We start from the raw sequence: 23,664 nt of genomic DNA on the forward strand, positions 1-23,664 counted from the left end.
CATGTTTCGCCTGACACAGTACATGCGCGAGCTGGTCGCGCCGACACCGGTGCGCGTGCGCGGACCTGGCCCGGTCAAGCCGGTGGTCATCTGGAACCTGACGCGACGCTGCAACCTGCGTTGCCGGCACTGCTACACGACATCGGCCGATACGCATTTCCCCGGCGAACTGAGCCACGAGCAGGCGATGTCCGTGCTTGATGATCTTGCTGGGTTCGGGATTCCCGCGTTGATCCTGTCTGGGGGCGAGCCGCTGTCGCGTTTCGATTTCTTCGAACTTGCCGAACGCGCGCGCGCATTGCGTTTCCGCCATCTGTCGCTGTCGACCAACGGCACGCTCATCAACGCGGAAAATGCCGGACGTATCGCGGATCTGGGCTTCGACTATGTCGGGATCTCGCTTGACGGGATCGGGGCCACGAATGACTGGTTCCGCGGCTTGGACGGGGCGTTCGATGCGGCACTTGGCGGCGTGCGCGCGCTTTTGGCGCGCAACGTCAAGGTCGGGCTGCGCTTCACCATCACCGCCGACAATGCCGAGCAGCTTTCCGCGATGATGGACCTGTGCGACCGAGAGGGCGTGGACAAGTTCTACCTGTCGCATCTTGTCTATGCCGGGCGCGGGGACAAGCATCGCGGCGAGGATACCGAGCACCGCCGCACCCGCGAGGCGATGGACGAGCTGATCGACCGCGCCTGGGTGGCCGTGGCTGAAGACATGCCGCTGGAAATCGTCACCGGCAACAACGATGCCGACGCGGTCTATTTCCTGCGCTGGGTCGAGAAGAACTTCCCCGACAAGGCCGACCATGTGCGCGCCCATCTCGAGGCCTGGGGCGGCAACAGCTCGGGTCTGGGTGTAGCCAATATCGACACGCAGGGCCGCGTTCACCCCGATACCTACTGGTCGGACTACACGATCGGGTCGGTGAAGGAACGCGCCTTCTCGGAACTCTGGACCGGCGATGACCGCATGCTCGCCACCCTGCGCCAGCGGCCCCGCCCGCTCAAAGGGCGCTGCGGTGCCTGCGCCTATCAGTCCGTCTGCGGCGGCAATACCCGGATCCGGGCGCTGCAATTGACCGGCGATCCCTGGTCGGAAGATCCGGCCTGCTATCTTTCCGCTCAGGAAATCGGCCTTTCGGCCGAGGCCGAGCGCGTGACCGTGACCCCCTTCCGAGGCAAGAGCCATGACCCGCAGCACCGCTTCTTCTGAAACCAATGCGCCGGTGACGGGCTTGGGGAGCCTCCGGCGGGGATATTGGGGCAAAGATGAAAGCCCCTTTCAGCTTCGCATAAATATCCCCCGCGGAGCGTCGGTCCTTCTGGGTCTCGTTCTGGGGCTGGGCGGGGGCGCGGCCGGCGCGACCGAAGCCGGTGCCGATGCGCCAGCGCTTTATCAGGAGCATTGCGCGGCCTGCCATTCGGAAAACCGGCTGGGCGGCACCGGCCCCGCGCTGATCCCCGAGACGTTGGGCCGGATGTATGGCCCGCAGCTCGAGAAGGTGATTTCCGAGGGCCGGCCTGCCACGCAGATGGAGGGTTTCGGCGCCGTTCTGAAAGCCGAAGAGATCGCCGCGATCGCCTCGTGGCTGGAGACGCCGCTGGCCGATGCGCCGGACTGGACGGTCGAGGATGCCAATGCAAGCCGAGATATGGCGGCGGATTACACGCCTGCGGACGCACCGGTCTTCGCGGCCGATCCGATGAACATCACGCTGGTCGTCGAGACCGGGGATCACCATGTCAGCGTGCTCGATGGCGACACGTTCGAGGTTCTCGACCGGTTCGCTACCCCCTTCGCGGTGCATGGCGGCCCGAAATTCTCGCCCGACGGGCGGTTCGTTTTCGTCATGTCGCGCGACGGGTGGGTTCAGAAATACGATATCTGGTCGCTGTCGGTCGTGGGCCAGGTGCGCGCCGGGCTGAACGCGCGCAACATCGCCATGTCGGGCGACGGCAATTGGCTGGCCGTGGCCAATTACCTGCCGCAGACGCTGGCCATCCTGTCGACGGAGGATCTTTCGGTCGTCAAGGTGATCGACGTTGCCGGTCCGGATGGCGTTCCCAGCCGGGTTTCGGCGGTGTATCAGGCCCCCACGCGGGAAAGCTTCGTTCTTGCGCTCAAGGACATCCCCGAGGTCTGGGAGGTGTTCTACGGCGCGAACCCGCCGCATTACGGGTTTGTCCATGACTACCGGATCGAGGGGGCGCCGAAGCCCGCGGGCCCGTTCCCGCTGCGCAAGATCAAGGTCTCGGACATCATGGACGATTTCTTCTTCGACCTGTCCTACGAGCATCTGATCGGCGCCTCGCGCGATGGCGAGCGCGGGCTCGTGCTCGACATGGTGCTGGGCAAGGAAGTGGCCGAGATCGACCTGCCCGGCATGCCGCATCTGGGGTCCGGCATCACATGGGAGCGGGACGGAACGACCGTCATGGCGACGCCGCACCTGAAAGAGGGCGTGATCTCGGTCATCGACATGGAGGGCTGGAAGACCGTCAGGCAGATCAAGACCATGGGGCCGGGCTTCTTCATGCGCAGCCATTCGACATCGCCCTATGCCTGGGCGGATGTGTTCTTCGGGCCGAACAAGGACAAGATGCACATCATCGACAAGCAAACGCTTGAGATCGTGCGCACGCTCGATCCTGCGCCGGGCAAGACGGTGGCGCATGTGGAGTTCACGAAAGACGGCAGCCACGCGCTTGTTTCGATCTGGGAAGACGATGGCGCGGTGATCGTCTACGATGCCAGGACGCTTGAAGAGGTCAGGCGGCTGCCGATGAAAAAACCCTCGGGAAAATACAATGTCTGGAACAAGATCAGCTTTGACGCCGGAACCAGCCACTGATCCGCACCGCGCCGGGCGGTGGCCGGTCTGGAAGCTGGGGGTGCTGCTTTACCCGTTCTCGGCCGCGGCGGTGGCGATCAACCTGTTCATGCTGTCGCTGATGTGGCAGGCGATCGGCTGGTCCGCGATTGCGCCGATGACGGCGATCTGGGTCTCGGTCGGGCTGGGCCTGCCCGCGACATGGGCGGCGGCGCGCTGGACGCGCCACCTGATCGACGAGGCCGAAGGCTGGTGATGGGCGGGGCCGTTCTTGCGGACAGGGCGGGGCGGCCGGTCACGGTGGAAGGACAGTTCATGCAGCTTGCCTATGTGGATGCGCCCCTGCGCGGAGAGACGAACCGTCTTCTGGCCGGGCTTGCCGGGGCGGCGTTGCGGCGCGGCCTGCGGGTATGCGGCACGGTGCAGTTCAACCATGACCAGGCCGACGGACATCATTGCGACATGGATGTCGAGGTGCTGCCCGCCGGCCCGCTGTTGCGCATTTCGCAATCCCTGGGCACGGGCGCGCGCGGCTGCCGGCTGAACCCCGAAACGCTGGAACAGGCCGTCGAGATCACGCGGCAGCGCATGGCGGCGGGGTGCGACCTGCTGATCGTCAACAAGTTCGGCAAGCACGAGGCCGAGGGCCGCGGGTTCCGCGCGCCGATCGCCGAGGCGCTTGGCCGTGGCATTCCGGTGATCGTCGGGGTGAACGGCCTCAACCGCGCGGCGTTCGAGGGGTTCTCGGAAGGCCTCGCGCAGCTTTGCGCGCCGCAAGAGGCGGCCCTTGCGGCCTGGCTTGACGGGGCGTTGGCGCAGCCCGCAAGCGGTTAAAGGCGCTGCCCCGCCCGCCAGACGCCTTGCAGCGACCAGTCGGGCCCCAGATGGACGAAATCCGCGCCGCGGCCCGGCGCAAGATGGCCAAGCGTGTCCGCGCGTCCGATGATGCGGGCGGGGGTGGCGCTTGCCATGGCAAGGGCGCGGGGCGCGGGCAGGCCCACCTCGTTCACCAGATAGCCGATCGCGCGCGGCAAGGTCAGGTCGGCCCCGGCCAGCGTGCCATCGGCCAGCGTCAGCCGCCCGTCGCGGCGCAGGATGCGCCGCTGGCCAAGCGTCATCTCTGTCATCTCCGTGCCCGCGATCGCCATGCAATCCGAAACGAGGAACATCCCCTCGGGGCGCGCGGCAAGCGCCACGCGCAGCGCGGTCGGCGCGACATGGATGCCATCGGCGATCAGCCCGCAGGCGGCGTCCGAGGCAAGCGCCGCGCCGACAAGGCCGGGGGCGCGGCTGGAAAGCTGGCTCATCGCGTTGAAAAGATGCGTCACGGCGCGCGCCCCGGCGGCGAAGGCGGCGGCGGCCTCGGCATCGGTGCAATCGCTGTGGCCAAGCGACACGATCACGCCCGCGCGGGCAAGCGCGCCGATCTGGGCGGGGGTCGCGGCTTCGGGCGCGACGGTCAGCATGAGCGTGGGCAGTTGCGCCGCCGCGTCCACAAGCGCCTCCAGATCGGCGCCGGACATCGGGCGCAGAAGGCGCGCGTCATGCGCGCCCTTGCGGCGCGGGTCGAGATGCGGCCCCTCAAGATGCAGGCCGAGAAAGCCCGGTATCCGCGCGCGCGCCGCCGCGATGCCTGCACGCAGCACATGGGCGGTGGCCTCGGCGCTGTCCGAGATCAGCGTGGGCAGGCAGCCGGTCGCGCCAAGGCGGGCCTGCGTGGCGCAGATACGCTCCAGCGCCGCCGGATCGGCCGTGCCGTCGACCGCGATCCCGCCCGCGCCATTGACCTGAAGGTCCAGAAATCCGGGGGCGAGCGTGCCGCGGGGCAGCTCGACCCGGTCGCCCTCGGGCGGGCCGATGCCCAGAACCCGGCCCCCGGCGACGATCAGCGCGGCATCGTGGTGCAGCCGGGTGCCGTCGAAGATTGCCGCGCCGGTATAGCTGATGCGCGTCATACCCCCCCCTCCCGCGCAAGCGCGAGCGCGCCGTCAAGCGCCGTGCCTTGGGCCGGGCGAATCTGCCACCGCGCCGCAAGCCGTGCGGCGAAGGCGGGACCGAGCCCGCCCAGAAACACCACCGGCAGCGCCGCGCCCTGCTGCAAAAGCGCGATGGCGGCGTCGATCTCTTGCGTGGCGGCGGCCATGACCGATTGCGCGGCCGGATCGTCGCTGTCCGCGATCCGGGCGGCAAGGGCCGCGAAATCGACCGGACGCGCCGAAAGGGATTGCAAAACAATGGCTTCCGCGCCGCCTGCCTCGTCCAGCAGCGCCGCCAGAAGGGGGGTCATCGGCACGAACCCGTCCAGTGCGCGCAAGGCCCGCGCCATTACCGCGCGCCCGATCCAGGCGCCGCTGGCCTCATCCCCCAGCACGAGCCCCCAGCCGCCGATCTGGCGGACCTGCCCCGCGCGCTGCACCGCAAAGACCGAGCCGGTGCCGATGGCCGCGACGATCCCGTCCGCCCCGCCAAGCGCGCCTTTCACGCCCGCCACGGCATCGGTTGCGATCGTGGCATGGGCGAAGGGCAGGGCCTGTTGCAGGCGCTCGGTCCGGCCCGCCGCGTTGACGCCAGCCAGCCCCAGCCCCGCACGCAGGGTAAAGATCGTTTCGGCGCGCGCGCCCGCGCGTTCCAGTGCCGTGCGCGATGCCGCCAGGATATTGGCAAGCGCCCCCTCGAAATCCGAGGCGATATTGGCCGGACCCGCCTCGGCCTGCCCAAGGATGGTGCCCGCCGCATCGGCCACCGCCGCGCGGCAGCCGCTGCCCCCGCCATCGATTCCCAGCCAAAGCCGCATGTTCCGAACCTCCTGCGGGCGAAGGTCTCAGAACCGGGGGGAAAGGGAAAGCCGCGTTTTGCCACGGGCGGCGTTTTGTGGGCGGGTCCGTGCCGGGGCGCGCGGATCGGGCCGGGGGCATCTTGGCGCGGGGCGCGGGGCTGGATAGAAGGGGCTTTCCCGCAACACAGGAAACAGGCTGCCCGTGGATACCGCAAAACGCATTGCCCAGACCATCGCCCAGGAAATCAACGCGCGCGCCGATCAGGTTTCGGCCGCGGTAGAGCTGCTGGACGGGGGCGCCACGGTGCCTTTCGTCGCGCGCTACCGCAAGGAGGCGACGGGCGGTCTGGACGACACGCAACTGCGGCTCTTGTCCGAGCGGCTGGCCTATCTACGCGAGATGGAGGCCGGCCGGGCGACGATTCTGGACACCATTCGCGGGCAGGGCAACCTGACCGACGCGCTGGAAACCGCGATCCTGCGGGCCGCGACCAAGGCCGAGCTTGAGGACATCTATCTGCCCTACAAGCCCAGGCGCCGCACCAAGGCGACGATCGCGCGCGAAAACGGGCTGGAGCCGCTGGCGCAGGCGATCCTTGCCGATCGGGGTGCCGATCCGCAGGCGCTTGCGCAGGGCTATCTGTTGGACGCCGTGCCCGAGGCGAAGGAGGCGCTGAACGGCGCGCGCGACATCATCGCCGAGGGGCTGTCCGAGAATGCGGCGCTGCTGGGCGATCTGCGCGCCTTCATGCACAAGGAGGCGTGGATCTTGGCCAGGGTGATCGCGGGTCAGGAAGAGAAGGGGGCGAAGTTCTCGGACTATTTCGCGCATCGAGAGCGTTGGGCCGATGTGCCAAGCCACCGTGCGCTTGCGATGATGCGCGCCGCGAACGAAGGCGTGCTGACGCTGGACATCGCCCCCGAGCCCGAGACGGGGGCGGCGCGCGCCGAGGCGATGGTGGCCGCGGCACTTGAGGTGCGCGCGGGCGGTCCGGGCGATCAGTGGCTGCGCGGCGTTGCGGGCTGGACTTGGCGGGTCAAGCTGAGCCTGTCGATGATGCTGGAACTGATGGGCGATCTGCGCGCCCGCGCCCAGGATGAGGCGATCGCCGTTTTCGCACGCAACCTCAAGGATTTGCTTCTGGCGGCACCGGCCGGCGCGCGCCCCACGCTGGGGCTTGATCCGGGGATCCGGACGGGGGTGAAGGCGGCGGTGGTCGATGCGACCGGCAAGCTGGTGGACACGGCCACGGTCTATCCGTTCCAGCCCAAGAACGACCTGCGCGGGGCCGAGGCCACGCTGGCCGCGCTGATCGTGAAGCACGGGGTGGAGCTGATCGCCATCGGCAACGGCACCGCCAGCCGCGAGACCGAGCGCCTGGTGGCGGACCTTCTGAAAAAGCTGCCGGGCACGAAAAAGCCGACCAAGGTGATCGTGTCAGAGGCGGGGGCCTCGGTCTATTCGGCCTCGGAACTGGCCGCGAAAGAGTTTCCCGGCCTCGATGTGTCGCTGCGCGGCGCGGTGTCGATCGCGCGGCGGCTTCAGGATCCGCTGGCCGAGCTGGTGAAGATCGAGCCGAAATCCATCGGCGTGGGGCAGTATCAGCACGATGTCGACCAGCACCGTCTTGGCCGTTCGCTGGAGGCGGTGGTCGAGGATGCGGTGAACGCGGTGGGGGTGGATCTCAACACCGCGTCGGCGCCGCTTCTGGCGCATGTCTCGGGGCTGGGCGAGGCTTTGGCCGAGGCGATCGTGGCGCATCGTGACGCGCAGGGCGCCTTTGCCAGCCGCAAGGACCTGCTGAAGGTGGCGCGGCTTGGCCCGCGCGCCTATGAGCAATGCGCGGGCTTCCTGCGCATCCGCGACGGGGCGGAACCGCTGGACGCTTCGGCCGTCCACCCCGAGGCCTATGGCGTTGCGCGGCGCATCGTGCAGGCCTGCGGGCGCGATATCCGCGCGCTGATGGGCGACACGGCCGCGCTGCGCCGCATGCGGCCCGAGGAGTTCGTGGACGACACCTTCGGCCTGCCCACCGTGCGCGACATCCTGGCTGAGCTGGAAAAGCCCGGCCGCGACCCGCGCCCCAGCTTCGTGACCGCGACCTTCGCCGACGGGATCGAGGAGATTGGCGATCTGCGTCCGGGCATGTTTCTGGAAGGCACGGTGACCAATGTCGCGGCCTTCGGCGCCTTCGTCGATATCGGCGTGCATCAGGACGGGCTGGTGCATGTCAGCCAGCTTGCCGACCGTTTCGTGAAAGACCCGCATGAGGTGGTCAAGGCGGGCGATGTGGTGAAGGTGCGCGTGGTCGAGGTGGACGTGCCGCGCAAGCGCATCGGGCTGAGCATGCGCAAGGACGGTGGCGGGCGCGAGGATCGTGCCGCGCCGAACCCGCGCGACGACAGGGGCGCTCGGCCGGGCAAGGCCCGGCACACGGCCGCGCCGAAATCCTCGGGGGACGCCGGGACGGGCGCGCTTGGCGCGGCGCTGCTGGATGCGATGAAGCGCCGCTGATGCGCGGATGCCGTCGCGGGGGGGCCACCCCCCGCGACGCAGCGTCAGCCTTTGCATGCGCGCGCCGGTAGGGACAGACTGGCGCGAAAGTTCAGGGGGAGGGGAGAACATGGACAGGATCGACGCGCTCGGGCTGGTCAATCTGAAGGTCACGATGGACGGGCAGGGGATCTGCACCGTCACGCTGGACCGCGCGGCCAAGCGCAACGCGCTGGATGCCGCCACGATCGAGGAACTGATCGCGCTGTTTTCGCTTTTGCCGCGCGCCGGGGCGCGGGCGGTCGTGCTGCGCGCCGAGGGCCCGCATTTCTGCGCCGGGCTCGACCTGGTCGAGCATCACCGCGAGGATCGCCGCCCCGAGGCCTTCATGCATCTGTGCCTGCGGTGGCACGAGGCGTTCAACAAGATGGAATATGGCGGCGTGCCGATCATCGCCGCGCTGAAGGGCGCCGTGGTGGGCGGCGGGCTGGAGCTTGCCTCGGCCGCGCATGTCCGGGTGGCGGATGACAGCACCTATTTCGCGCTGCCCGAAGGCCAGCGGGGCCTGTTCACCGGCGGCGGCGCGACGATCCGCGTGGCCGATCTGGTGGGCAAGGCGCGGATGATCGACATGATGCTGACGGGCCGGGTCTATCGCGGGCAAGAGGCGGTTCAGGTGGGCTTGTGCCAGTATCTGGTGGAGGATTCAGAGGCGAAGGCCCACGCGCTTGCCGCGGCCGCGGCCGGCAATCCGCCGCTGTCGAACTTTGCCATCTGCTCGGCCATCAGCCATATGCAGAACATGTCCGCGCTGGATGCGGCCTATGCCGAGTCGGTCGTGGCGGGCATCGTGAACACGCAGGAGGCCGCGCGTGAACGGCTTGCGGCCTTCGCGGGCGGCACGGCGGCAAAGATCCGGCCGGAATAGCGCCCCGGCCCGCAATCTTGCGTTCGTGTGGGGGCGCACCCTTGCGGCCCCCGGATCGCGACACTAAGACTCCGGTAAAGTTTCGAAGGCTATGGACCCCCAAGGCAGCAAGAGGCAGCGCGATGAAAGACCCGATCGACCTTTACATGAACACGCTGGTGCCGATGGTGGTGGAGCAGACCTCCCGCGGTGAACGCGCCTATGACATCTATTCGCGGCTGCTGAAGGAAAGAATCATCTTCCTGTCCGGCCCGGTGCATGACGGCATGTCGACGCTGATCTGCGCGCAGCTTCTGTTCCTCGAGGCCGAGAACCCCTCGAAGGAAATCGCCATGTATATCAACAGCCCCGGCGGTGTCGTGACCTCGGGCCTGTCGATCTATGACACGATGCAGTATATCCGCCCGAAGATCTCGACGCTGGTGATCGGGCAGGCGGCCTCGATGGGCAGCCTGCTGCTGACGGCGGGTGAAAAGGGGATGCGCTTCTCGCTTCCCAACAGCCGCGTGATGGTGCACCAGCCCTCGGGCGGGTATCAGGGGCAGGCGACCGACATCATGATCCATGCCCAGGAAACGCAGAAGCTGAAGAATCGGCTGAACGAGATCTATGTGAAACATACCGGGCAGGATCTTGCCACGGTCGAGGCCGCGCTGGAGCGCGACAACTTCATGTCCGCCGAAGACGCCAAGACCTGGGGCCTGATCGACGAGATCCTTGAAAGCCGCGGCAAGTCTGAACCCGAGAAGTGATGGCCGGCGGGGTGCGCCGGGTCATTTTGACGTTGTGGTGAAAGGGGGGCTGTCCTAGTCTTGGGCTCAGGACAGCTCATCAAAGGCCCCGGTCGCGGACCGGGCCAATGCAGAGGAAGACGATGGCGAACAATTCCGGCTCTGACAGCAGCAAGAACACGCTTTACTGCTCGTTCTGCGGCAAGAGCCAGCACGAGGTGCGCAAGCTTATTGCGGGACCGACCGTGTTCATCTGTGATGAATGTGTCGAATTGTGCATGGACATCATCCGCGAGGAGACGAAGTCCACCGGGCTGAAGTCCACCGACGGGGTGCCCACGCCGCGCGATATCTGCAAGGTGCTGGACGATTATGTGATCGGGCAGGAGCATGCCAAGCGCGTGCTCTCGGTCGCGGTGCACAACCATTACAAGCGGCTCAACCACGGCTCCAAGGCCGATATCGAGCTGGCGAAGTCGAACATCCTGCTGATCGGCCCCACCGGCTGCGGCAAGACGCTTCTGGCGCAGACGCTGGCGCGCATCCTCGATGTGCCCTTCACCATGGCCGACGCCACCACGCTGACCGAGGCGGGCTATGTCGGCGAGGATGTGGAGAACATCATCCTCAAGCTGTTGCAGGCCAGCGAATACAACGTCGAACGCGCGCAGCGCGGCATCGTCTATATCGACGAGGTCGACAAGATCACCCGCAAGTCCGACAACCCCTCGATCACGCGCGACGTGTCGGGCGAGGGGGTGCAGCAGGCGCTTCTGAAGATCATGGAAGGCACCGTGGCCTCCGTGCCGCCGCAGGGCGGGCGCAAGCATCCGCAGCAGGAATTCCTGCAAGTGGACACGACGAACATCCTGTTCATCTGCGGCGGTGCCTTCGCGGGGCTGGAGCGGATCATCGCGCAGCGCGGCAAGGGCAGCGCCATCGGCTTCGGCGCCGAGGTCAAGGACCCCGATGCGCGCAGCGTGGGCGAAATGTTCCGCGAGCTGGAGCCCGAGGATCTTCTCAAGTTCGGGCTGATTCCCGAATTCGTCGGCCGTCTGCCGGTGATCGCCACGCTGACCGATCTGGACGAGGCGGCGCTGATCACCATCCTGACCGAGCCGAAGAACGCGCTGGTCAAGCAGTATCAGCGGCTTTTCGACATCGAAGGCGTCAAGCTGACCTTCACCGAGGATGCGCTGAGCGCGATCGCCAAACGTGCGATCAAGCGTAAGACCGGCGCGCGCGGCCTGCGTTCGATCATGGAGGATATCCTGCTCGACACCATGTTCGAACTTCCGGGGATGGACGGGGTGCAGGAAGTGGTGGTCAACGACGAGGCCGTGGACAATGCCGAGGCCAAGCCGCTCTTGATCTACGCCGACGCGAAGAAGGAACCGAAAACCGCCGGTTAAGCGGTGTGCGCGGCGGGCCATGGGCCCGCCGTTTCGATTCCGGGCGCGACATCTTGTAACCGGGCTGGACCTTGGCGATGCCTGCGCTATAAGGGGCGGGCACAGTCCGCGGAGGATAGACATGAAATTCCTGCTTCGCCTTCTGACCTGGTGGAACAGCCAGACCCTTGGCACCCAGATCTTCACCGCCCGCAAGGGCGTGAAAGTCGGTGAGGACGAACAGGGCAACGTCTATTACCAGACCCGCGACGGCAAGCGCCGCTGGGTCATCTATAACGGCGAATGCGAGGCCAGCCGGATTTCCCCGGAGTGGCATGGCTGGATCCATTTCACCTGGGACGAGCCGCCGACCAAGGCGCCGCTGCCCCACAAGGCCTGGGAACTTCCGCACAAGGAAAACCTGACCGGGACCGCCGGCGCCTATCTGCCCGCGGGCTCGGTGCGCCGCGCCGCGCCGCTGGAACGGCGCGACTACGAGGCCTGGCAGCCGGAATAAGCCCGGAGGACCGCGATGAGCGAAAACCGCACCGAAGTGCTGACCGGCGCGGCCGTGCTGGCCGTTGCCCTGGGCTTCCTGATCTGGGCCGGGCAGGGCGCGGGCCTGACGCGGCCTGCGGGCGAATACGAGCTGCGCGCCTCGTTCCGGTCGGTCGAGGGGGTCACGGTGGGCAGCGATGTGCGCCTGGCCGGGGTGAAGGTCGGCACGGTGACCGCGCTTGACCTCAACCCCCAGACCTTCTTTGCCGATGCAAAGGTGGCGCTGAAGAAAGAGGTTCTTCTGCCGACCGATTCCGCGATCCTGATCTCGTCCGACGGGCTTCTGGGCGGCGCCTTCGTCGAGATCCTGCCCGGCGGCAGCCCCGACAACCTTTCCCCCGGCGACGAGATCGAGGACACGCAGGGCGCGGTCTCGGTCATCTCGCTGATGATGAAATTCGTCGATGGCGATTCTTCGGACAGCGAAGAGGCGGCGCAATGATCCGCGCGGCGCTGATCGCCGCGGCGCTTGCGGCGCTTCCGGTCCAGGCGCAAGAGGCGGCCGAGGCGCCGGGCGCCGTCCTGCGCGGGCTGGACAAGGTTGCGGGCACCACCTCGGATCTTGAACTGGCGGCGGGCCAGTCGGTCGCCTATGGCCATATCGTGGTGACGCTGCGCGAATGCCGCTACCCGGCCGAAGACCCGTCCTCGAACGCCTTCGCCTATCTCACGATCACCGACCGCACCCAGACGCAGGTGGTGTTCGACGGCTGGATGATCGCCGACAGCCCCGCGCTTTCGGCGCTTGACCACCAGCGCTACGACGTCTGGGTCATCCGCTGCAAGATCGACTGAGGCGCGGGCGTTTCCGGCCCGGTGAAATCGCCCTTGCGCTCCAGCGCCGTGGCCAGCCGCGCGCGATACTCGGCGCGCGGGATCTCGATCCCGCCAAGGCTGGCCAGATGCGGCGTCAGGAACTGCGTGTCCAGCAGCGAAAAGCCCCCCACCTTCAGCCGCTCCACCAGATAGGCAAGCGCGATCTTCGAGGCGTTGGGCGCGTGCGAAAACATGCTTTCCCCGAAGAAGGCCCCGCCAAGCGCGATGCCGAAGACCCCGCCGGTCAGCCGGCCGTCCTGCCAGACCTCAAGGCTGTGGGCGAAGCCGCGGCGAAACAGCGTCCGGTAAAGCGCGAAAAGCGGCGCGTTGATCCATGTCTCGGGGCGCTCGCCGCAGGCCCTGACCACGGCCTCGAAGGCGGTGTCGATCCGGATCTCGTGCCGGCCCCTGCGGATCTGGCGGGCCAGCGAGCGCGAGACGTGAAAGCCGTCCAGCGGGATGATGCCGCGCGATTCGGGGTCGATCCAGTGCAGATCGGCGGCCTCGCGGTTGGAGGCCATAGGAAAGATGCCCCGCGCATAGGCCAGAAGCAACAGATCCGCATTCAAGCCCTGCACCATTCCTTGCCCGCCCCGACCGCCTTCATTAACCTGCCGCAGAATGAACCAGAATGACGCCGGGGGCAAATATGGGCTTCTTCGATTTCCTTTCAGGTATCGGGCGTTACAGCGAAGATCCCGACACGATTGCGCGGATGAATGCCCGCCACGAGATGATCCTGGCCCCCCTGATCGAAGAGATAGCGGGCGCCACGATCCTCGATCTTGCCGCGCATGACGGGCGCTGGTCCTTCGCCTTTGCCGCGGCGGGTGCGCGGGCGGTGACGGGGATCGAGGGGCGCGCGGATCTGATCGCGCGCTTCGACGAGTTTCCCGACGCCCCGATGCGCGACCGCATCACCCTGCGCTGCGAGGATATCTTCGACGGCATGGCCGCCGATGCCGCGCGCGGCCGCCAATACGATATCGTTGCCGTTCTGGGCATCCTCTATCACGTCATGGATCATTTCCGCCTGTTCCGGCTGGTGCAGAAGCTGCGCCCGCGGCTGGTCATCGTGGACAGCGAATTCATGCTGCGCCCCGGCCCGGTGATCGTGTTGCAGCGCGAAAGGACCGACAAGGATCTGAACGCGATCGCGCAGGTCGCGGGGCAGGAGAAGGCGCTGATCGGTATCCCGTCCTTTCCCGCGATGGAGGCGATGGCCGACGCGCTTGGCTATCGCTGCGACTGGATCGACTGGAGCGCCCTTCCCGAAGGGCACCGCGCCGCGGTGGGGGATTATTACCGCCCCGAGCACAAGCGGCGCGGCACATGCCTGCTGCGCCCCGCAAAACCCGGCAAGGCCCCGCGCCGGGCCTGAGGGCGAACCGGCGCGAAACGGACGGGGGCTTAGCCGAAGGTCCGGGCCAGCCACTTCTCCAGCCAGTGGATCGAGTAGTTGCCCGCGCGGATGTCCGGCTCGGCCAGAAGCGCGTGGAACAGCGGCACCGTGGTATCGACGCCATCCACGATCAGCTCGGACAAGGCGCGCGACAGGCGCGCAAGCGCCTCGGGGCGGTCCCGGCCATGCACGATCAGCTTGCCGATCAGGCTGTCATAATAGGGCGGGATCGAATAGCCGTCGTAAAGCGCGCTGTCCATCCGCACGCCAAGCCCGCCGGGGGCGTGATACTGCGTGATCTTGCCCGGACAGGGCGAGAAATTCGGCAGCTTCTCGGCGTTGATGCGCACCTCGATCGCGTGGCCCCGGATCGACAGGTCCTCTTGCGTGAACTCCATCGGCAGGCCGGCGGCGACGCGGATCTGCTCGCGCACGAGGTCAACGCCGAAGATCGCCTCGGTCACCGGGTGTTCCACCTGAAGGCGGGTGTTCATCTCGATGAAATAGAACTCGCCATCCTCGAACAGGAATTCGATCGTGCCCGCGCCGATATAGTTGATCGCGGCCACCGCATCGGCGCAGATCTTGCCGATGCCGGCGCGCTGCTCGGCGGTGATGACGGGGCCGGGGGCCTCTTCGAACACCTTCTGGTGGCGGCGCTGGAGCGAGCAGTCGCGTTCGCCCAGATGGACCGCGCGGCCCTTGCCGTCGCCGAACACCTGAATCTCGATATGGCGCGGTTTTTGCAGGTATTTCTCGATATAGACTTCGTCATTGCCGAACGCGGCCTTGGCCTCGGAGCGGGCCGTGCGGAAGGCTACTTCCAGCTCGTCCTCGTCCTTGGCGACCTTCATGCCGCGCCCGCCGCCGCCGGCGGTGGCCTTGATGATCACCGGATAGCCGATCTCTTTGGCGACCTTCCTGGCGCTTGCCACCTCGGGCACCCCGCCATCCGATCCCGGCACGACCGGAATGCCAAGGTTCCGGGCGGTTTCCTTGGCGGTGATCTTGTCGCCCATGATGCGGATATGTTCCGCGGTCGGGCCGATGAAGGTGATGCCGTGATCCTCCAGCACCTGCACGAAGGTCGCGTTCTCGGACAGGAAGCCATAGCCCGGATGGATCGCCTGCGCGCCGGTAATCTCGCATGCGGCCACGATGGCGGGCACCGAAAGATAGCTGTCGGCCGAGGCGTTGGGCCCGATGCAGACCGATTCATCGGCCATGCGCACATGCATCGCATCCGAATCCGCGGTGGAATGCACGGCGACCGAGGCAATCCCCATCTCGCGGCAGGCGCGGATCACGCGCAGCGCGATCTCGCCACGGTTGGCGATCAGGATCTTGTCGAACATCCGCGCGCCCTCACTCGACGATCATCAGGGGGGTGCCGAACTCGACGGGGGTGCCGTCCTCGACCAGGATCCGTTTCACCGTGCCCGATTTCGGTGCGGGAATGTGGTTCATCGTCTTCATCGCCTCGACGATCAGCAGCGTCTGGCCTTCCTTCACCGCGCTGCCCACCTGAACGAAGGCATCTGCGCCGGGTTCGGGCGAAAGATAGACCGTGCCGACCATGGGCGAGGGCACCGCGCCGGGATGGCTTGCCGGGTCCGAGGGCGCACCCTCCGCAGCCGCGGGGGCCGGGGCGGCCGCGGGGGCGGGCGCTGCGGCCGGGGCGGCATAGGTCACGGGGGCCGCTGCCGCCTGCACGACAGGCGCCTGTTTCACGACGCGCACCTCGAGGCTGTCATCTTCGCCATATTCGCGCATGACCGAAAGCTCGGTCAGGTCGTTCTTGTTCAGAAGTTCGGCGAGTGCCTGGATGAAGGCCACGTCGTTTTCATGGGGTTGTTTGGTCATGCCGTCCTCAAAGGATCCGTTGTTCGGGTCTTGTCCCGCCCGTCCGGCGCGGGCGGTGTCATTCTTCCCTGGCGTTTATACGCGAGCGAAACGGGGGATGAAAGCGCGAAGCGACCCGGGCAGGGCGCGATGATTCCCGGAGGCGGCATGCATTTTACCACTTGATAAAATTTCACGCTGTGGCAGCGTGGAACGATAACAAGCAAGCCAGGGAGGTCACCCGTGACCAACAGCCAGCTCAGCCCCGGCGTTGTGCCGGGGCGTCTAGACGCCGATTCCTACGAGAAGAACTTTGCCGATGTCGCGCCGCCGCTGGGCCGGCATGAGGCCAGCGTTGCCGCCGACAGGTGTTATTTCTGCCATGATGCGCCCTGTGTGACGGCCTGTCCGACCTCGATCGACATTCCGCTGTTCATCCGCCAGATCGCAACCGGCACGCCCGAGGCGGCGGCGCTGACGATCTTTTCGCAGAACATCCTGGGCGGCATGTGCGCGCGGGTCTGCCCGACCGAAACCTTGTGCGAGGGCGATTGCGTGCGCCAGACCGCCGAGGGCAAGCCGGTCGAGATCGGCGCGCTTCAGCGCTATGCGACGGACCGGATGATGGCGCGCAACGCCCATCCCTTCACCCGCGCGCCTGCGACCGGAAAGACGGTCGGGGTGGTGGGCGCGGGGCCTGCGGGGCTGGCCTGCGCGCACCGGCTGTCGATGCTGGGCCATGACGTGGTGATCTACGAGGCCCGGCCAAAGCCCGGCGGGCTGAACGAATACGGCATCGCGGCCTACAAGACGACCGGAGGCTTTGCCGGGGCCGAGGTCGACTGGCTGTTGCAGATCGGCGGGATCGAACTGATCGAGAACTGGCAGCTTGGCCGTGCGGGCGATGGCACGCTTGACGATCTTCTGGCCCGCCATGACGCGGTGTTCCTGGGCATGGGGTTGTCGGGCGTGAATGCGCTGCGCCTTGCGGGGGAGGATATGGAGAACGTCACCCCCGCCACCGATTTCATCGCCGAGCTGCGCCAGGCCGGCGATCTTTCGGCCCTGCCTGTCGGGCGCGATGTCGTGGTGATCGGGGGCGGCATGACCGCCGTCGATGCGGCGGTGCAGGCCAGGCTGCTGGGGGCCGAGAACGTGGCCATCGTCTATCGCCGTTCCCGCGCCGAGATGCCCGCCTCGCTGCACGAGCAGGAGCATGCCCTTGGCGTGGGCGTGCGCATCATTCCCAATGCGATGCCGGTGGCGATCCACGGCAACGGCGCGCTGCGCGAAATCGAGTTCGCTTACACGAAGAACGGCCCGAAAGGCCTTGAGAAAATTTCGGAAACCTTCCGCCTGAAGGCCGATCAATGCTTCAAGGCGATCGGCCAGACGCTTGGCGATACGCCCGCCGCGGTGAAGGTTGCGGGCGGCAAGATCTGGGTCGACGGCGCCGGCCGGACCACGGTGCCCGGCGTCTGGGCGGGCGGCGACTGCGCCGTCGGCGGCGAGGATCTGACCGTCACCGCCGTGGCCGAGGGGCGCGATGCCGCGCTTGATATTCACCAATTCCTGCTGGGGGGCTGAGACATGGCTGACCTGCGTTCCGACTTTATCGGTATCAAATCGCCCAATCCGTTCTGGCTGGCCTCGGCCCCGCCCACGGACAAGGCCTATAACGTCACGCGCGCCTTCGAGGCGGGCTGGGGCGGCGTGGTGTGGAAGACGCTCGGGTCCGAGGGGCCGCCCGTCGTCAATGTCAACGGGCCGCGCTACGGCGTCGTGCACGGGGCGGACCGGCGCCTGCTGGGGCTGAACAATATCGAGCTGATCACCGACCGCCCGCTTGAGGTGAACCTGCGCGAGATCAAGCAGGTCAAGCGCGCCTGGCCCGACCGCGCGCTTGTCGTCAGCCTCATGGTGCCCTGCGACGAGGAAAGCTGGAAGGCGATCCTCGCCCATGTCGAGGATACCGGCGCTGACGGGGTCGAGCTGAATTTCGGCTGCCCGCATGGCATGAGCGAGCGCGGCATGGGCGCCGCCGTGGGGCAGGTGCCGGAATATATCGAGATGGTGACGCGGTGGGTAAAGCAGCACTCGCGCATGCCCTGCATCGTCAAGCTGACGCCCAACATCACCGATATCCGCAAACCGGCCGAGGCCGCGATGCGCGGTGGCGCCGATGCGGTCAGCCTGATCAACACCATCAACTCGATCACCTCGGTCGATCTGGACCTGTTCGCGCCCGAGCCCACAATCGACGGCAAGGGCGCGCATGGCGGCTATTGCGGCCCGGCGGTCAAGCCCATCGCCCTGAACATGGTGGCCGAGATCGCGCGCAGCGAACAGACGCGGGGGCTTCCGATTTCGGGGATCGGGGGGGTGACGACATGGCGCGACGCGGCCGAATTCATGGCCCTTGGCGCGGGCAATGTGCAGGTCTGCACCGCCGCGATGACCTATGGTTTCAAGGTCGTGCAGGAAATGATCTCGGGCCTGTCGCAATACATGGACGAGAAGGGCTTCGCCGCGACCTCGGAGCTTGTGGGCCGCGCGGTGCCCAATGTAACCGACTGGCAGTATCTCAACCTCAACTACGTCACCAAGGCGGTGATCAGCCAGGAAGACTGCATCAAATGCGGCCGCTGCCATGTGGTCTGCGAGGATACCAGCCATCAGGCGATCGCCATGTCCGAGGATCGCGTCTTCACCGTCAAGGACGAGGAATGCGTGGCCTGCAACCTGTGCGTCGATGTCTGCCCGGTCGAGAATTGCATCAGCATGAAGACCCTGCCGCAGGGCGCGATCGACCCGCGCACCGGCGAGAAGGTCGGAAGCTATGCCAACTGGACGACGCATCCGAACAACCCGATGGCCAGGGCGGCGGAATAGCCGCCGTTCTCAGCGCGTCAGGTCAAGCTTTCCCGGCGGCGTATCTTCAAGCCGGGGCCAGGCGGGCGGCGCGTCCGCGCGATTTCCCCGGACCGGGTTGTCCTCCCCCTGGTCCGGGGAAGGGTCCGGGGCAGGCGGGCGGGTGGCTGCCCGTGTCTCGCCCGCTGCCCCGGACGGGTTCTCGGGCCGCTCGGCCGCGCCAAGGGGGGCGGCCCGGCGGCGCAGCGCCTGCGCCTCCAGATAGGTCAGCTCGAATGTCGGGGCGGGGCCGGTCGGCTGATCCGCGTCGGGGGCCTCGGGGGCGGATGCCGCCTCATTGCCCTGTCCGCCGCCGGCATGGGCCGGCGGGCGCAACGGCGCGCGCGGCTGCCCGGAATGCGTGTCGACCCCGGCATCCGCCCCGCCCCCGGCGCGCGCGGCGCCATGCGGCGGTTCGACGGTGCTGGCAGGTGCTTTCGCGGGCGGCGGCGCTTCGGAAAGCGGCGACCACCCGATCTGGGGCAAAAGCCCCGATATCCGGTCCATTGCTGTCCCCATGACTCGTTTTCCCCACCGGGCAGTCTGCGCCCGCCGGGTAAAGCAACCGTTAACGCCCGTGCTCAGCCGGTCGCCAGAAGCCGCGTGAACAGCAGGTCCAGAAAGGCCCCCGCCTCGGAATAGGGATCGTGGCCGGGGCCCAGGACGGCGCGCACCTGGGCCTCGAAATCGGCGTAGTGCTGTGTCAGCGCCCAGATCGAGAAGATCAGGTGATAGGGATCGACCGGCGCGATCCGCCCGGCCTCGGACCAGCCCCGGATCACCGCCGCCTTTTCATCGACAAGGCTTTTCAGGCCGGTCTCGATGGCGGGCATCATGTGCGGCGCGCCGCGCAGGACCTCATTGGCGAAAAGGCGGCTTTCGCGCGGCATCTCGCGGCTCATCTCCAGCTTGCGGCGCATATAGCCCATGATCTCGTCGCGCGGTTCTCCGGCCGGGTCGAGCGCGTGCAACGGCGCAAGCCAGTCATCCATCAGCCCGCGCAGCAGCTCCAGATGGATCGCCTCCTTCGACGGGAAATAGTAAAGCAGGTTGGGCTTCGACAACCCCGCCGCCGCGGCGATCTGGTCCAGTGTGGCCCCCCGGAACCCCTGCGCGGAAAAGACCTCGAGCGCGGCCTCGAGAATCGCCGTGGTGTTGCGCTGCTGAATGCGTGTCCGCGGGCGCCTGGCCCGGCCTTCGTCGTTCACCTGATCCTCCGCCTGCATGCCCTGCCGGTGGTTCCGGCCATCCCCTCATGACCGGCGGGCCGCAATCGCGCCGTCGCGTTATTGACTGGCCCTTGCCCTGTGCTAGCGTGAACCTGACCGCGTGGTCAAAGAAAACCAGCCCCGGTGCACGGCCGGGTGCCTTACCGGGGAGAAGTCTCAATGGCGCTCGATCGCAAGTCGCCCAATGATCTCAATGCATTCTGGATGCCGTTCACCGCAAACCGGCAGTTCAAGAAAAATCCGCGCATGTTCGTGGCGGCCAGGGATATGCACTATACGACCGCTGACGGGCGGCAGGTGCTGGACGGCACGGCGGGCTTGTGGTGCTGCAATGCGGGCCATTGCCGGCCGAAAATCACCGAGGCGGTCCAGAAGCAGGCGGCCGAGCTGGACTATGCCCCCGCCTTCCAGATGGGCCACCCGATTGCGTTCGAGCTGGCCAACCGCATCATCGACATCGCGCCGCCGGGCATGGAGCATGTGTTCTATACCAACTCCGGCTCGGAAAGTGTTGAAACGGCTCTAAAAATTGCCATTGCCTACCATCGTGCGCGGGGTGAGGGCGCGCGCACCCGCCTGATCGGGCGCGAGCGTGGCTATCACGGCGTGAACTTCGGTGGCATCTCGGTTGGCGGAATCGTGGCCAACCGCAAGGTCTATGGCACGATGCTGGGGGGCGTGGACCATCTGCCCCATACCCATCTGCCCGGCCAGAACGCCTTTTCCAAAGGACAACCCGAACACGGCGCGCATCTGGCCGAGGATCTGGAGCGGATCGTGGCGCTGCATGGCGCGGAGACCATCGCCGCCGTGATCGTGGAGCCGATGGCGGGCTCGACCGGGGTTCTGCTGCCGCCCAAGGGCTATTTGCAGAAGCTGCGCGAGATCACGGCGAAGCACGGGATCCTGCTGATCTTCGACGAGGTGATCACCGGGTTCGGGCGGCTGGGATCGGCCTTTGCCGCGCAGCATTACGGCGTGCAGCCCGACCTGATCACCACCGCCAAGGGGCTGACCAACGGCGTCATCCCGATGGGCGCGGTGATGACCACCGCCGCCGTGCACGACGCCTTCATGACCGGGCCCGAGCATATGATCGAGCTGTTCCACGGCTATACCTATTCCGGCAACCCGATCGCCTCGGCCGCCGGGATCGCCACGCTCGAGACCTACAAGGAAGAGGGCCTGTTCGAGCGCTGCGCCGAGCTTGCCCCCTATTGGCAGGACGCGCTGCATTCGCTCAGGGGCACGCGCCATGTCATCGACATCCGCAACGAGGGGCTGATCGGCGCGGTCGAACTTGAACCCATCGCGGGCGAGCCGACGAAGCGCGCCTTCGCGGCCTTCCTCAAGGCCTATGAGAAGGGCATCCTGATCCGCACGACGGGCGACATCATCGCCATGTCGCCGCCGCTGATCATCTCGAAGGAGCAGATCGACGAGCTGATCGGAACGCTGAAAGAGGTGCTCGACACGCTGGAATAAGGCGTGCCGGGCAAAGCGCGCGCGGCTGGCCCGCGCGCCCCTCGCCAAAGCGTCATTTCCCCGGCGGGGCGGCTTTTGCTAGCCTGCCCTGAAGCAAGATGGGGCGCCGAGCATGCTTCGAACCTTCCTGACACTGGTCGCGCTGACCCTTGCCGGAAGCGCGCAAGCCGGGCTTGTCGCCTGCGACACCTCGATCCGGGGCGAGGACCTGCATTTCGTCTATGACCCGGAGAATGCCGCGCTGAAGGCCAGCCGCTCGATGCGCGACAGGCTGATGGGGGCGCATGGGGCGATCAGTTGTCCGGGGCTGGTGACGCTGCGCGCCATGACGCCCGAGATGGACGATGCCGCGCGGGCGCCCTTCTGCCTGCAATGGGATCGCAAGGCAAAGACCTATATCGGTTATGCGCAGGGGCCGCGCGACGCCTGGCTTGGCTGCCGCAAGCCCTCGCGCAGCTTTTGTGAACGGGTGAACGGCTCGAAGGCGGCGGCGCTGTATCTGGCCTCCGAAACCGGGGCGGGGCTGCGCGATCTGGGGCTGGCGGTGATGCGCGATCCCTCGGGGGCGGTGCTGGTGCAGGGGTCGGCCCCGGCCATCGGGGCGCAGCTTTCGGCCTGGGGGGCGAGTGCGGCGGGCACGCTTTCGGCACCTGCCACGCTTTCGGCGCTTGCCATTACCGCGGTTGCGGTGGGGGGCGCGGTTTATGTCTGTTCGGACAGCGGTGCAGCGGGCGCGGCCCTTGAGGGCGCGGGGCCGGCGCATCTGGAAGACGGCGCGAGAGTGACCGGCGAATAGGCAGCCGCCGCGGGTTGCGGATGCCGGCGGCACCCCGTTGGCCGCGCCGGTGCGGTTCTGCGGAAACGGGCGGAAAAACCGTTGACCCACGCGCGGAACCATGCCCTCCTGATCCTGACCGGATGGTCAGAAAAGATTCGTCGCGCAAGAGGGCAGAAGCCCCGCATCCGACAGGGAGTAGCCATATGCCAGCACCCGGGGAAAACCTCCGTATCGATTCCACGCGCCTTTGGGACAGCCTGATGGAGATGGCCCGGATCGGGCCGGGTGTGGCGGGGGGCAACAACCGGCAGACCCTGACCGATGCCGATGCCGAAGGGCGCGCGCTGTTTCGCAAATGGTGCGAGGCGGCGGGGATGACGCTTGGCGTCGACCAGATGGGCACGATGTTCGCCACGCGCGCGGGCGAGGACCCCGAGGCGCTGCCGGTCTATATGGGCTCGCATCTCGATACGCAGCCGACGGGGGGCAAGTATGACGGGGTTCTGGGGGTTCTGGGCGCGCTGGAATGCGTGCGCACGATGAACGACCTCGGGATCCGGACGAAACACCCGGTCGTGGTGACGAACTGGACCAACGAAGAGGGGACCCGCTTTGCCCCGGCGATGCTTGCCTCGGGGGTGTTTGCGGGCATGCATACGCAGGACTGGGCCTATGCGCGGACCGATGCCGAGGGCAAGCGCTTCGGGGACGAGCTGGCGCGGATCGGCTGGATCGGCGAGGAAGAGGTGGGCCGCCGCAAGATGCATGCGATGTTCGAGCTGCATATCGAACAGGGCCCGATCCTGGAGGCCGAGGGCCGCGATATCGGCGTGGTGACGCATGGCCAGGGCCTGTGGTGGCTTGAGGTTACGCTGACCGGCAAGGAGGCGCATACCGGATCGACCCCGATGGGCATGCGCGTCAATGCGGGGCTGGGCATGGCGCGGATCATCGAGCTGGTGCACCGCATCGCGATGGACAACCAGCCCGATGCCGTGGGCGCGGTGGGGCAGGCCAATGTCTATCCCAACTCGCGCAACGTGATCCCGGGCAAGGCGGTGTTCACCATAGATTTCCGCAGCCCCGACCAGGCCAAGCTTGACGGGATGCGCGCGCGGCTGGAGGCCGAGGCGCCCGCGATCGCGGAAGGGCTGGGGCTGGGGATCTCGATCGAGCCGGTGGGGCATTTCGATCCGGTCACCTTCGATCCCGGCCTTGTCGGGGTGGTGCGCGCGGCCGCCGGGCGGCTGGGATATGCGCATATGGATATCGTCTCGGGGGCGGGGCATGATGCGTGCTGGGTCAACCGTGTGGCGCCGACGGTGATGATCATGTGCCCCTGCGTCGACGGGTTGAGCCATAACGAGGCCGAGGAGATCAGCCCGGAATGGGCGGCGGCGGGCACGGATGTGTTGTTGCACGCGGTTCTGGAAACCGCGCAGGTCGTGGGCTGAGGCCGGCGCGGCCGGGGGTTTTGCACCCCCGGACCC

24 protein-coding genes are annotated in these 23,664 nt (G+C 67.1%); 17 read left to right on the plus strand and 7 right to left on the minus strand.

The window, feature by feature from the left end; genetic code table 11:
* Position 1 precedes the first annotated feature (1 nt).
* The 4 genes from nirJ to AC4PTO_RS05635 are packed head-to-tail and all read left to right on the plus strand — an operon-like array spanning position 2 to position 3,668.
* Positions 2–1,216: a heme d1 biosynthesis radical SAM protein NirJ gene (gene nirJ / locus AC4PTO_RS05620; RefSeq protein WP_492732721.1), complete on the plus strand. Its 1,215-nt coding sequence runs from the start codon at positions 2–4 to the stop codon at positions 1,214–1,216.
* A complete protein-coding gene (locus AC4PTO_RS05625; protein WP_492732723.1) occupies positions 1,191–2,855 on the plus strand; it encodes a cytochrome D1 domain-containing protein in 1,665 nt (554 codons plus the stop codon). Before nirJ ends, AC4PTO_RS05625 begins: the two co-directional genes overlap by 26 nt.
* Positions 2,833–3,090 (plus strand): hypothetical protein, encoded by a 258-nt coding sequence (locus tag AC4PTO_RS05630; protein WP_492732725.1) that lies wholly within the window; start codon positions 2,833–2,835, stop codon positions 3,088–3,090. The genes AC4PTO_RS05625 and AC4PTO_RS05630 overlap by 23 nt, the downstream gene beginning before the upstream one ends.
* Entirely contained in the window at positions 3,090–3,668 is a 579-nt protein-coding gene (locus AC4PTO_RS05635) for a DUF2478 domain-containing protein (RefSeq protein ID WP_492732729.1), read from the plus strand. Before AC4PTO_RS05630 ends, AC4PTO_RS05635 begins: the two co-directional genes overlap by 1 nt.
* Here the strand turns inward: AC4PTO_RS05635 and nagA are convergent.
* Both nagA and AC4PTO_RS05645 read right to left on the minus strand, forming a co-directional pair.
* The gene (gene nagA / locus AC4PTO_RS05640; protein WP_492732731.1) at positions 3,665–4,789 is read right to left on the minus strand and encodes an N-acetylglucosamine-6-phosphate deacetylase; all 1,125 of its coding nucleotides are present in this window, start codon (positions 4,787–4,789) and stop codon (positions 3,665–3,667) included. The genes AC4PTO_RS05635 and nagA overlap by 4 nt on opposite strands.
* Positions 4,786–5,628, minus strand: a complete 843-nt coding sequence (locus AC4PTO_RS05645) for a glucosamine kinase nucleotide-binding domain-containing protein (protein ID WP_492732732.1) — start codon at positions 5,626–5,628, stop codon at positions 4,786–4,788. The genes nagA and AC4PTO_RS05645 overlap by 4 nt, the downstream gene beginning before the upstream one ends.
* A 184-nt stretch (positions 5,629–5,812) precedes the next feature.
* Between AC4PTO_RS05645 and AC4PTO_RS05650 the strand changes: the two genes are divergently transcribed.
* The 7 genes from AC4PTO_RS05650 (at position 5,813) to AC4PTO_RS05680 (ending at position 12,507) form a co-directional block, all read left to right on the plus strand.
* Positions 5,813–8,125: a Tex family protein gene (locus AC4PTO_RS05650; RefSeq protein ID WP_492732734.1), complete on the plus strand. Its 2,313-nt coding sequence runs from the start codon at positions 5,813–5,815 to the stop codon at positions 8,123–8,125.
* Between the two features lie 109 nt (positions 8,126–8,234).
* Entirely contained in the window at positions 8,235–9,032 is a 798-nt protein-coding gene (locus tag AC4PTO_RS05655) for a crotonase/enoyl-CoA hydratase family protein (RefSeq protein WP_492732736.1), read from the plus strand.
* A gap of 122 nt (positions 9,033–9,154) precedes the next feature.
* Complete coding sequence (locus tag AC4PTO_RS05660) at positions 9,155–9,784, plus strand: ATP-dependent Clp protease proteolytic subunit (protein ID WP_492732738.1); 630 nt, start codon at positions 9,155–9,157, stop codon at positions 9,782–9,784.
* Positions 9,785–9,906: 122 nt separating this feature from the next.
* Positions 9,907–11,175, plus strand: a complete 1,269-nt coding sequence (clpX, locus tag AC4PTO_RS05665) for an ATP-dependent Clp protease ATP-binding subunit ClpX (RefSeq protein WP_492732740.1) — start codon at positions 9,907–9,909, stop codon at positions 11,173–11,175.
* 121 nt (positions 11,176–11,296) lie between these two features.
* Positions 11,297–11,671, plus strand: coding sequence for an NADH:ubiquinone oxidoreductase subunit NDUFA12 (locus tag AC4PTO_RS05670; RefSeq protein ID WP_492732742.1), 375 nt, complete (start codon positions 11,297–11,299; stop codon positions 11,669–11,671).
* 15 nt (positions 11,672–11,686) lie between these two features.
* The gene (gene mlaD / locus AC4PTO_RS05675; protein WP_492732744.1) at positions 11,687–12,154 is read left to right on the plus strand and encodes an outer membrane lipid asymmetry maintenance protein MlaD; all 468 of its coding nucleotides are present in this window, start codon (positions 11,687–11,689) and stop codon (positions 12,152–12,154) included.
* A complete protein-coding gene (locus AC4PTO_RS05680; protein WP_492732745.1) occupies positions 12,151–12,507 on the plus strand; it encodes a DUF2155 domain-containing protein in 357 nt (118 codons plus the stop codon). The genes mlaD and AC4PTO_RS05680 overlap by 4 nt, the downstream gene beginning before the upstream one ends.
* Here AC4PTO_RS05680 and aat read toward each other — a convergent pair.
* Positions 12,471–13,109, minus strand: a complete 639-nt coding sequence (aat, locus tag AC4PTO_RS05685) for a leucyl/phenylalanyl-tRNA--protein transferase (protein WP_492732747.1) — start codon at positions 13,107–13,109, stop codon at positions 12,471–12,473. The genes AC4PTO_RS05680 and aat overlap by 37 nt on opposite strands.
* A gap of 50 nt (positions 13,110–13,159) precedes the next feature.
* Here aat and AC4PTO_RS05690 point away from each other — a divergent pair, with 50 nt between their 5' ends.
* Positions 13,160–13,909, plus strand: coding sequence for a class I SAM-dependent methyltransferase (locus AC4PTO_RS05690; RefSeq protein WP_492732749.1), 750 nt, complete (start codon positions 13,160–13,162; stop codon positions 13,907–13,909).
* 29 nt (positions 13,910–13,938) lie between these two features.
* On the opposite strand, the gene accC is transcribed toward AC4PTO_RS05690, so the two are convergent.
* Together accC and accB are read right to left on the minus strand one after the other, a co-directional pair.
* Entirely contained in the window at positions 13,939–15,285 is a 1,347-nt protein-coding gene (gene accC, locus AC4PTO_RS05695) for an acetyl-CoA carboxylase biotin carboxylase subunit (RefSeq protein ID WP_492732751.1), read from the minus strand.
* Between the two features lie 10 nt (positions 15,286–15,295).
* Positions 15,296–15,793, minus strand: a complete 498-nt coding sequence (gene accB / locus AC4PTO_RS05700) for an acetyl-CoA carboxylase biotin carboxyl carrier protein (protein ID WP_492732753.1) — start codon at positions 15,791–15,793, stop codon at positions 15,296–15,298.
* A gap of 222 nt (positions 15,794–16,015) precedes the next feature.
* On the opposite strand from accB, the gene AC4PTO_RS05705 reads away from it, so the two are divergent.
* Together AC4PTO_RS05705 and preA are read left to right on the plus strand one after the other, a co-directional pair.
* Positions 16,016–17,359, plus strand: a complete 1,344-nt coding sequence (locus tag AC4PTO_RS05705; RefSeq protein WP_492732755.1) for an NAD(P)-dependent oxidoreductase — start codon at positions 16,016–16,018, stop codon at positions 17,357–17,359.
* Positions 17,360–17,362: 3 nt separating this feature from the next.
* Positions 17,363–18,664 (plus strand): NAD-dependent dihydropyrimidine dehydrogenase subunit PreA, encoded by a 1,302-nt coding sequence (preA, locus tag AC4PTO_RS05710; protein WP_492732757.1) that lies wholly within the window; start codon positions 17,363–17,365, stop codon positions 18,662–18,664.
* 9 nt (positions 18,665–18,673) lie between these two features.
* On the opposite strand, the gene AC4PTO_RS05715 is transcribed toward preA, so the two are convergent.
* The gene (locus AC4PTO_RS05715) at positions 18,674–19,189 is read right to left on the minus strand and encodes a hypothetical protein (protein WP_492732759.1); all 516 of its coding nucleotides are present in this window, start codon (positions 19,187–19,189) and stop codon (positions 18,674–18,676) included.
* A 74-nt stretch (positions 19,190–19,263) separates the two neighbouring features.
* Positions 19,264–19,890 (minus strand): TetR family transcriptional regulator C-terminal domain-containing protein, encoded by a 627-nt coding sequence (locus AC4PTO_RS05720; RefSeq protein WP_492732761.1) that lies wholly within the window; start codon positions 19,888–19,890, stop codon positions 19,264–19,266.
* Between the two features lie 180 nt (positions 19,891–20,070).
* Between AC4PTO_RS05720 and aptA the strand changes: the two genes are divergently transcribed.
* The 3 genes from aptA to AC4PTO_RS05735 all read left to right on the plus strand — a co-directional run bounded on the left by aptA (position 20,071) and on the right by AC4PTO_RS05735 (position 23,628).
* A complete protein-coding gene (aptA, locus tag AC4PTO_RS05725; RefSeq protein WP_492732763.1) occupies positions 20,071–21,396 on the plus strand; it encodes an omega-aminotransferase AptA in 1,326 nt (441 codons plus the stop codon).
* 112 nt (positions 21,397–21,508) lie between these two features.
* Entirely contained in the window at positions 21,509–22,192 is a 684-nt protein-coding gene (locus tag AC4PTO_RS05730; protein WP_492732764.1) for a hypothetical protein, read from the plus strand.
* 185 nt (positions 22,193–22,377) lie between these two features.
* Positions 22,378–23,628: a Zn-dependent hydrolase gene (locus AC4PTO_RS05735; protein WP_492732765.1), complete on the plus strand. Its 1,251-nt coding sequence runs from the start codon at positions 22,378–22,380 to the stop codon at positions 23,626–23,628.
* Positions 23,629–23,664: the final 36 nt, after the last annotated feature.

Source organism: Rhodobacter maritimus (assembly GCF_058747975.1).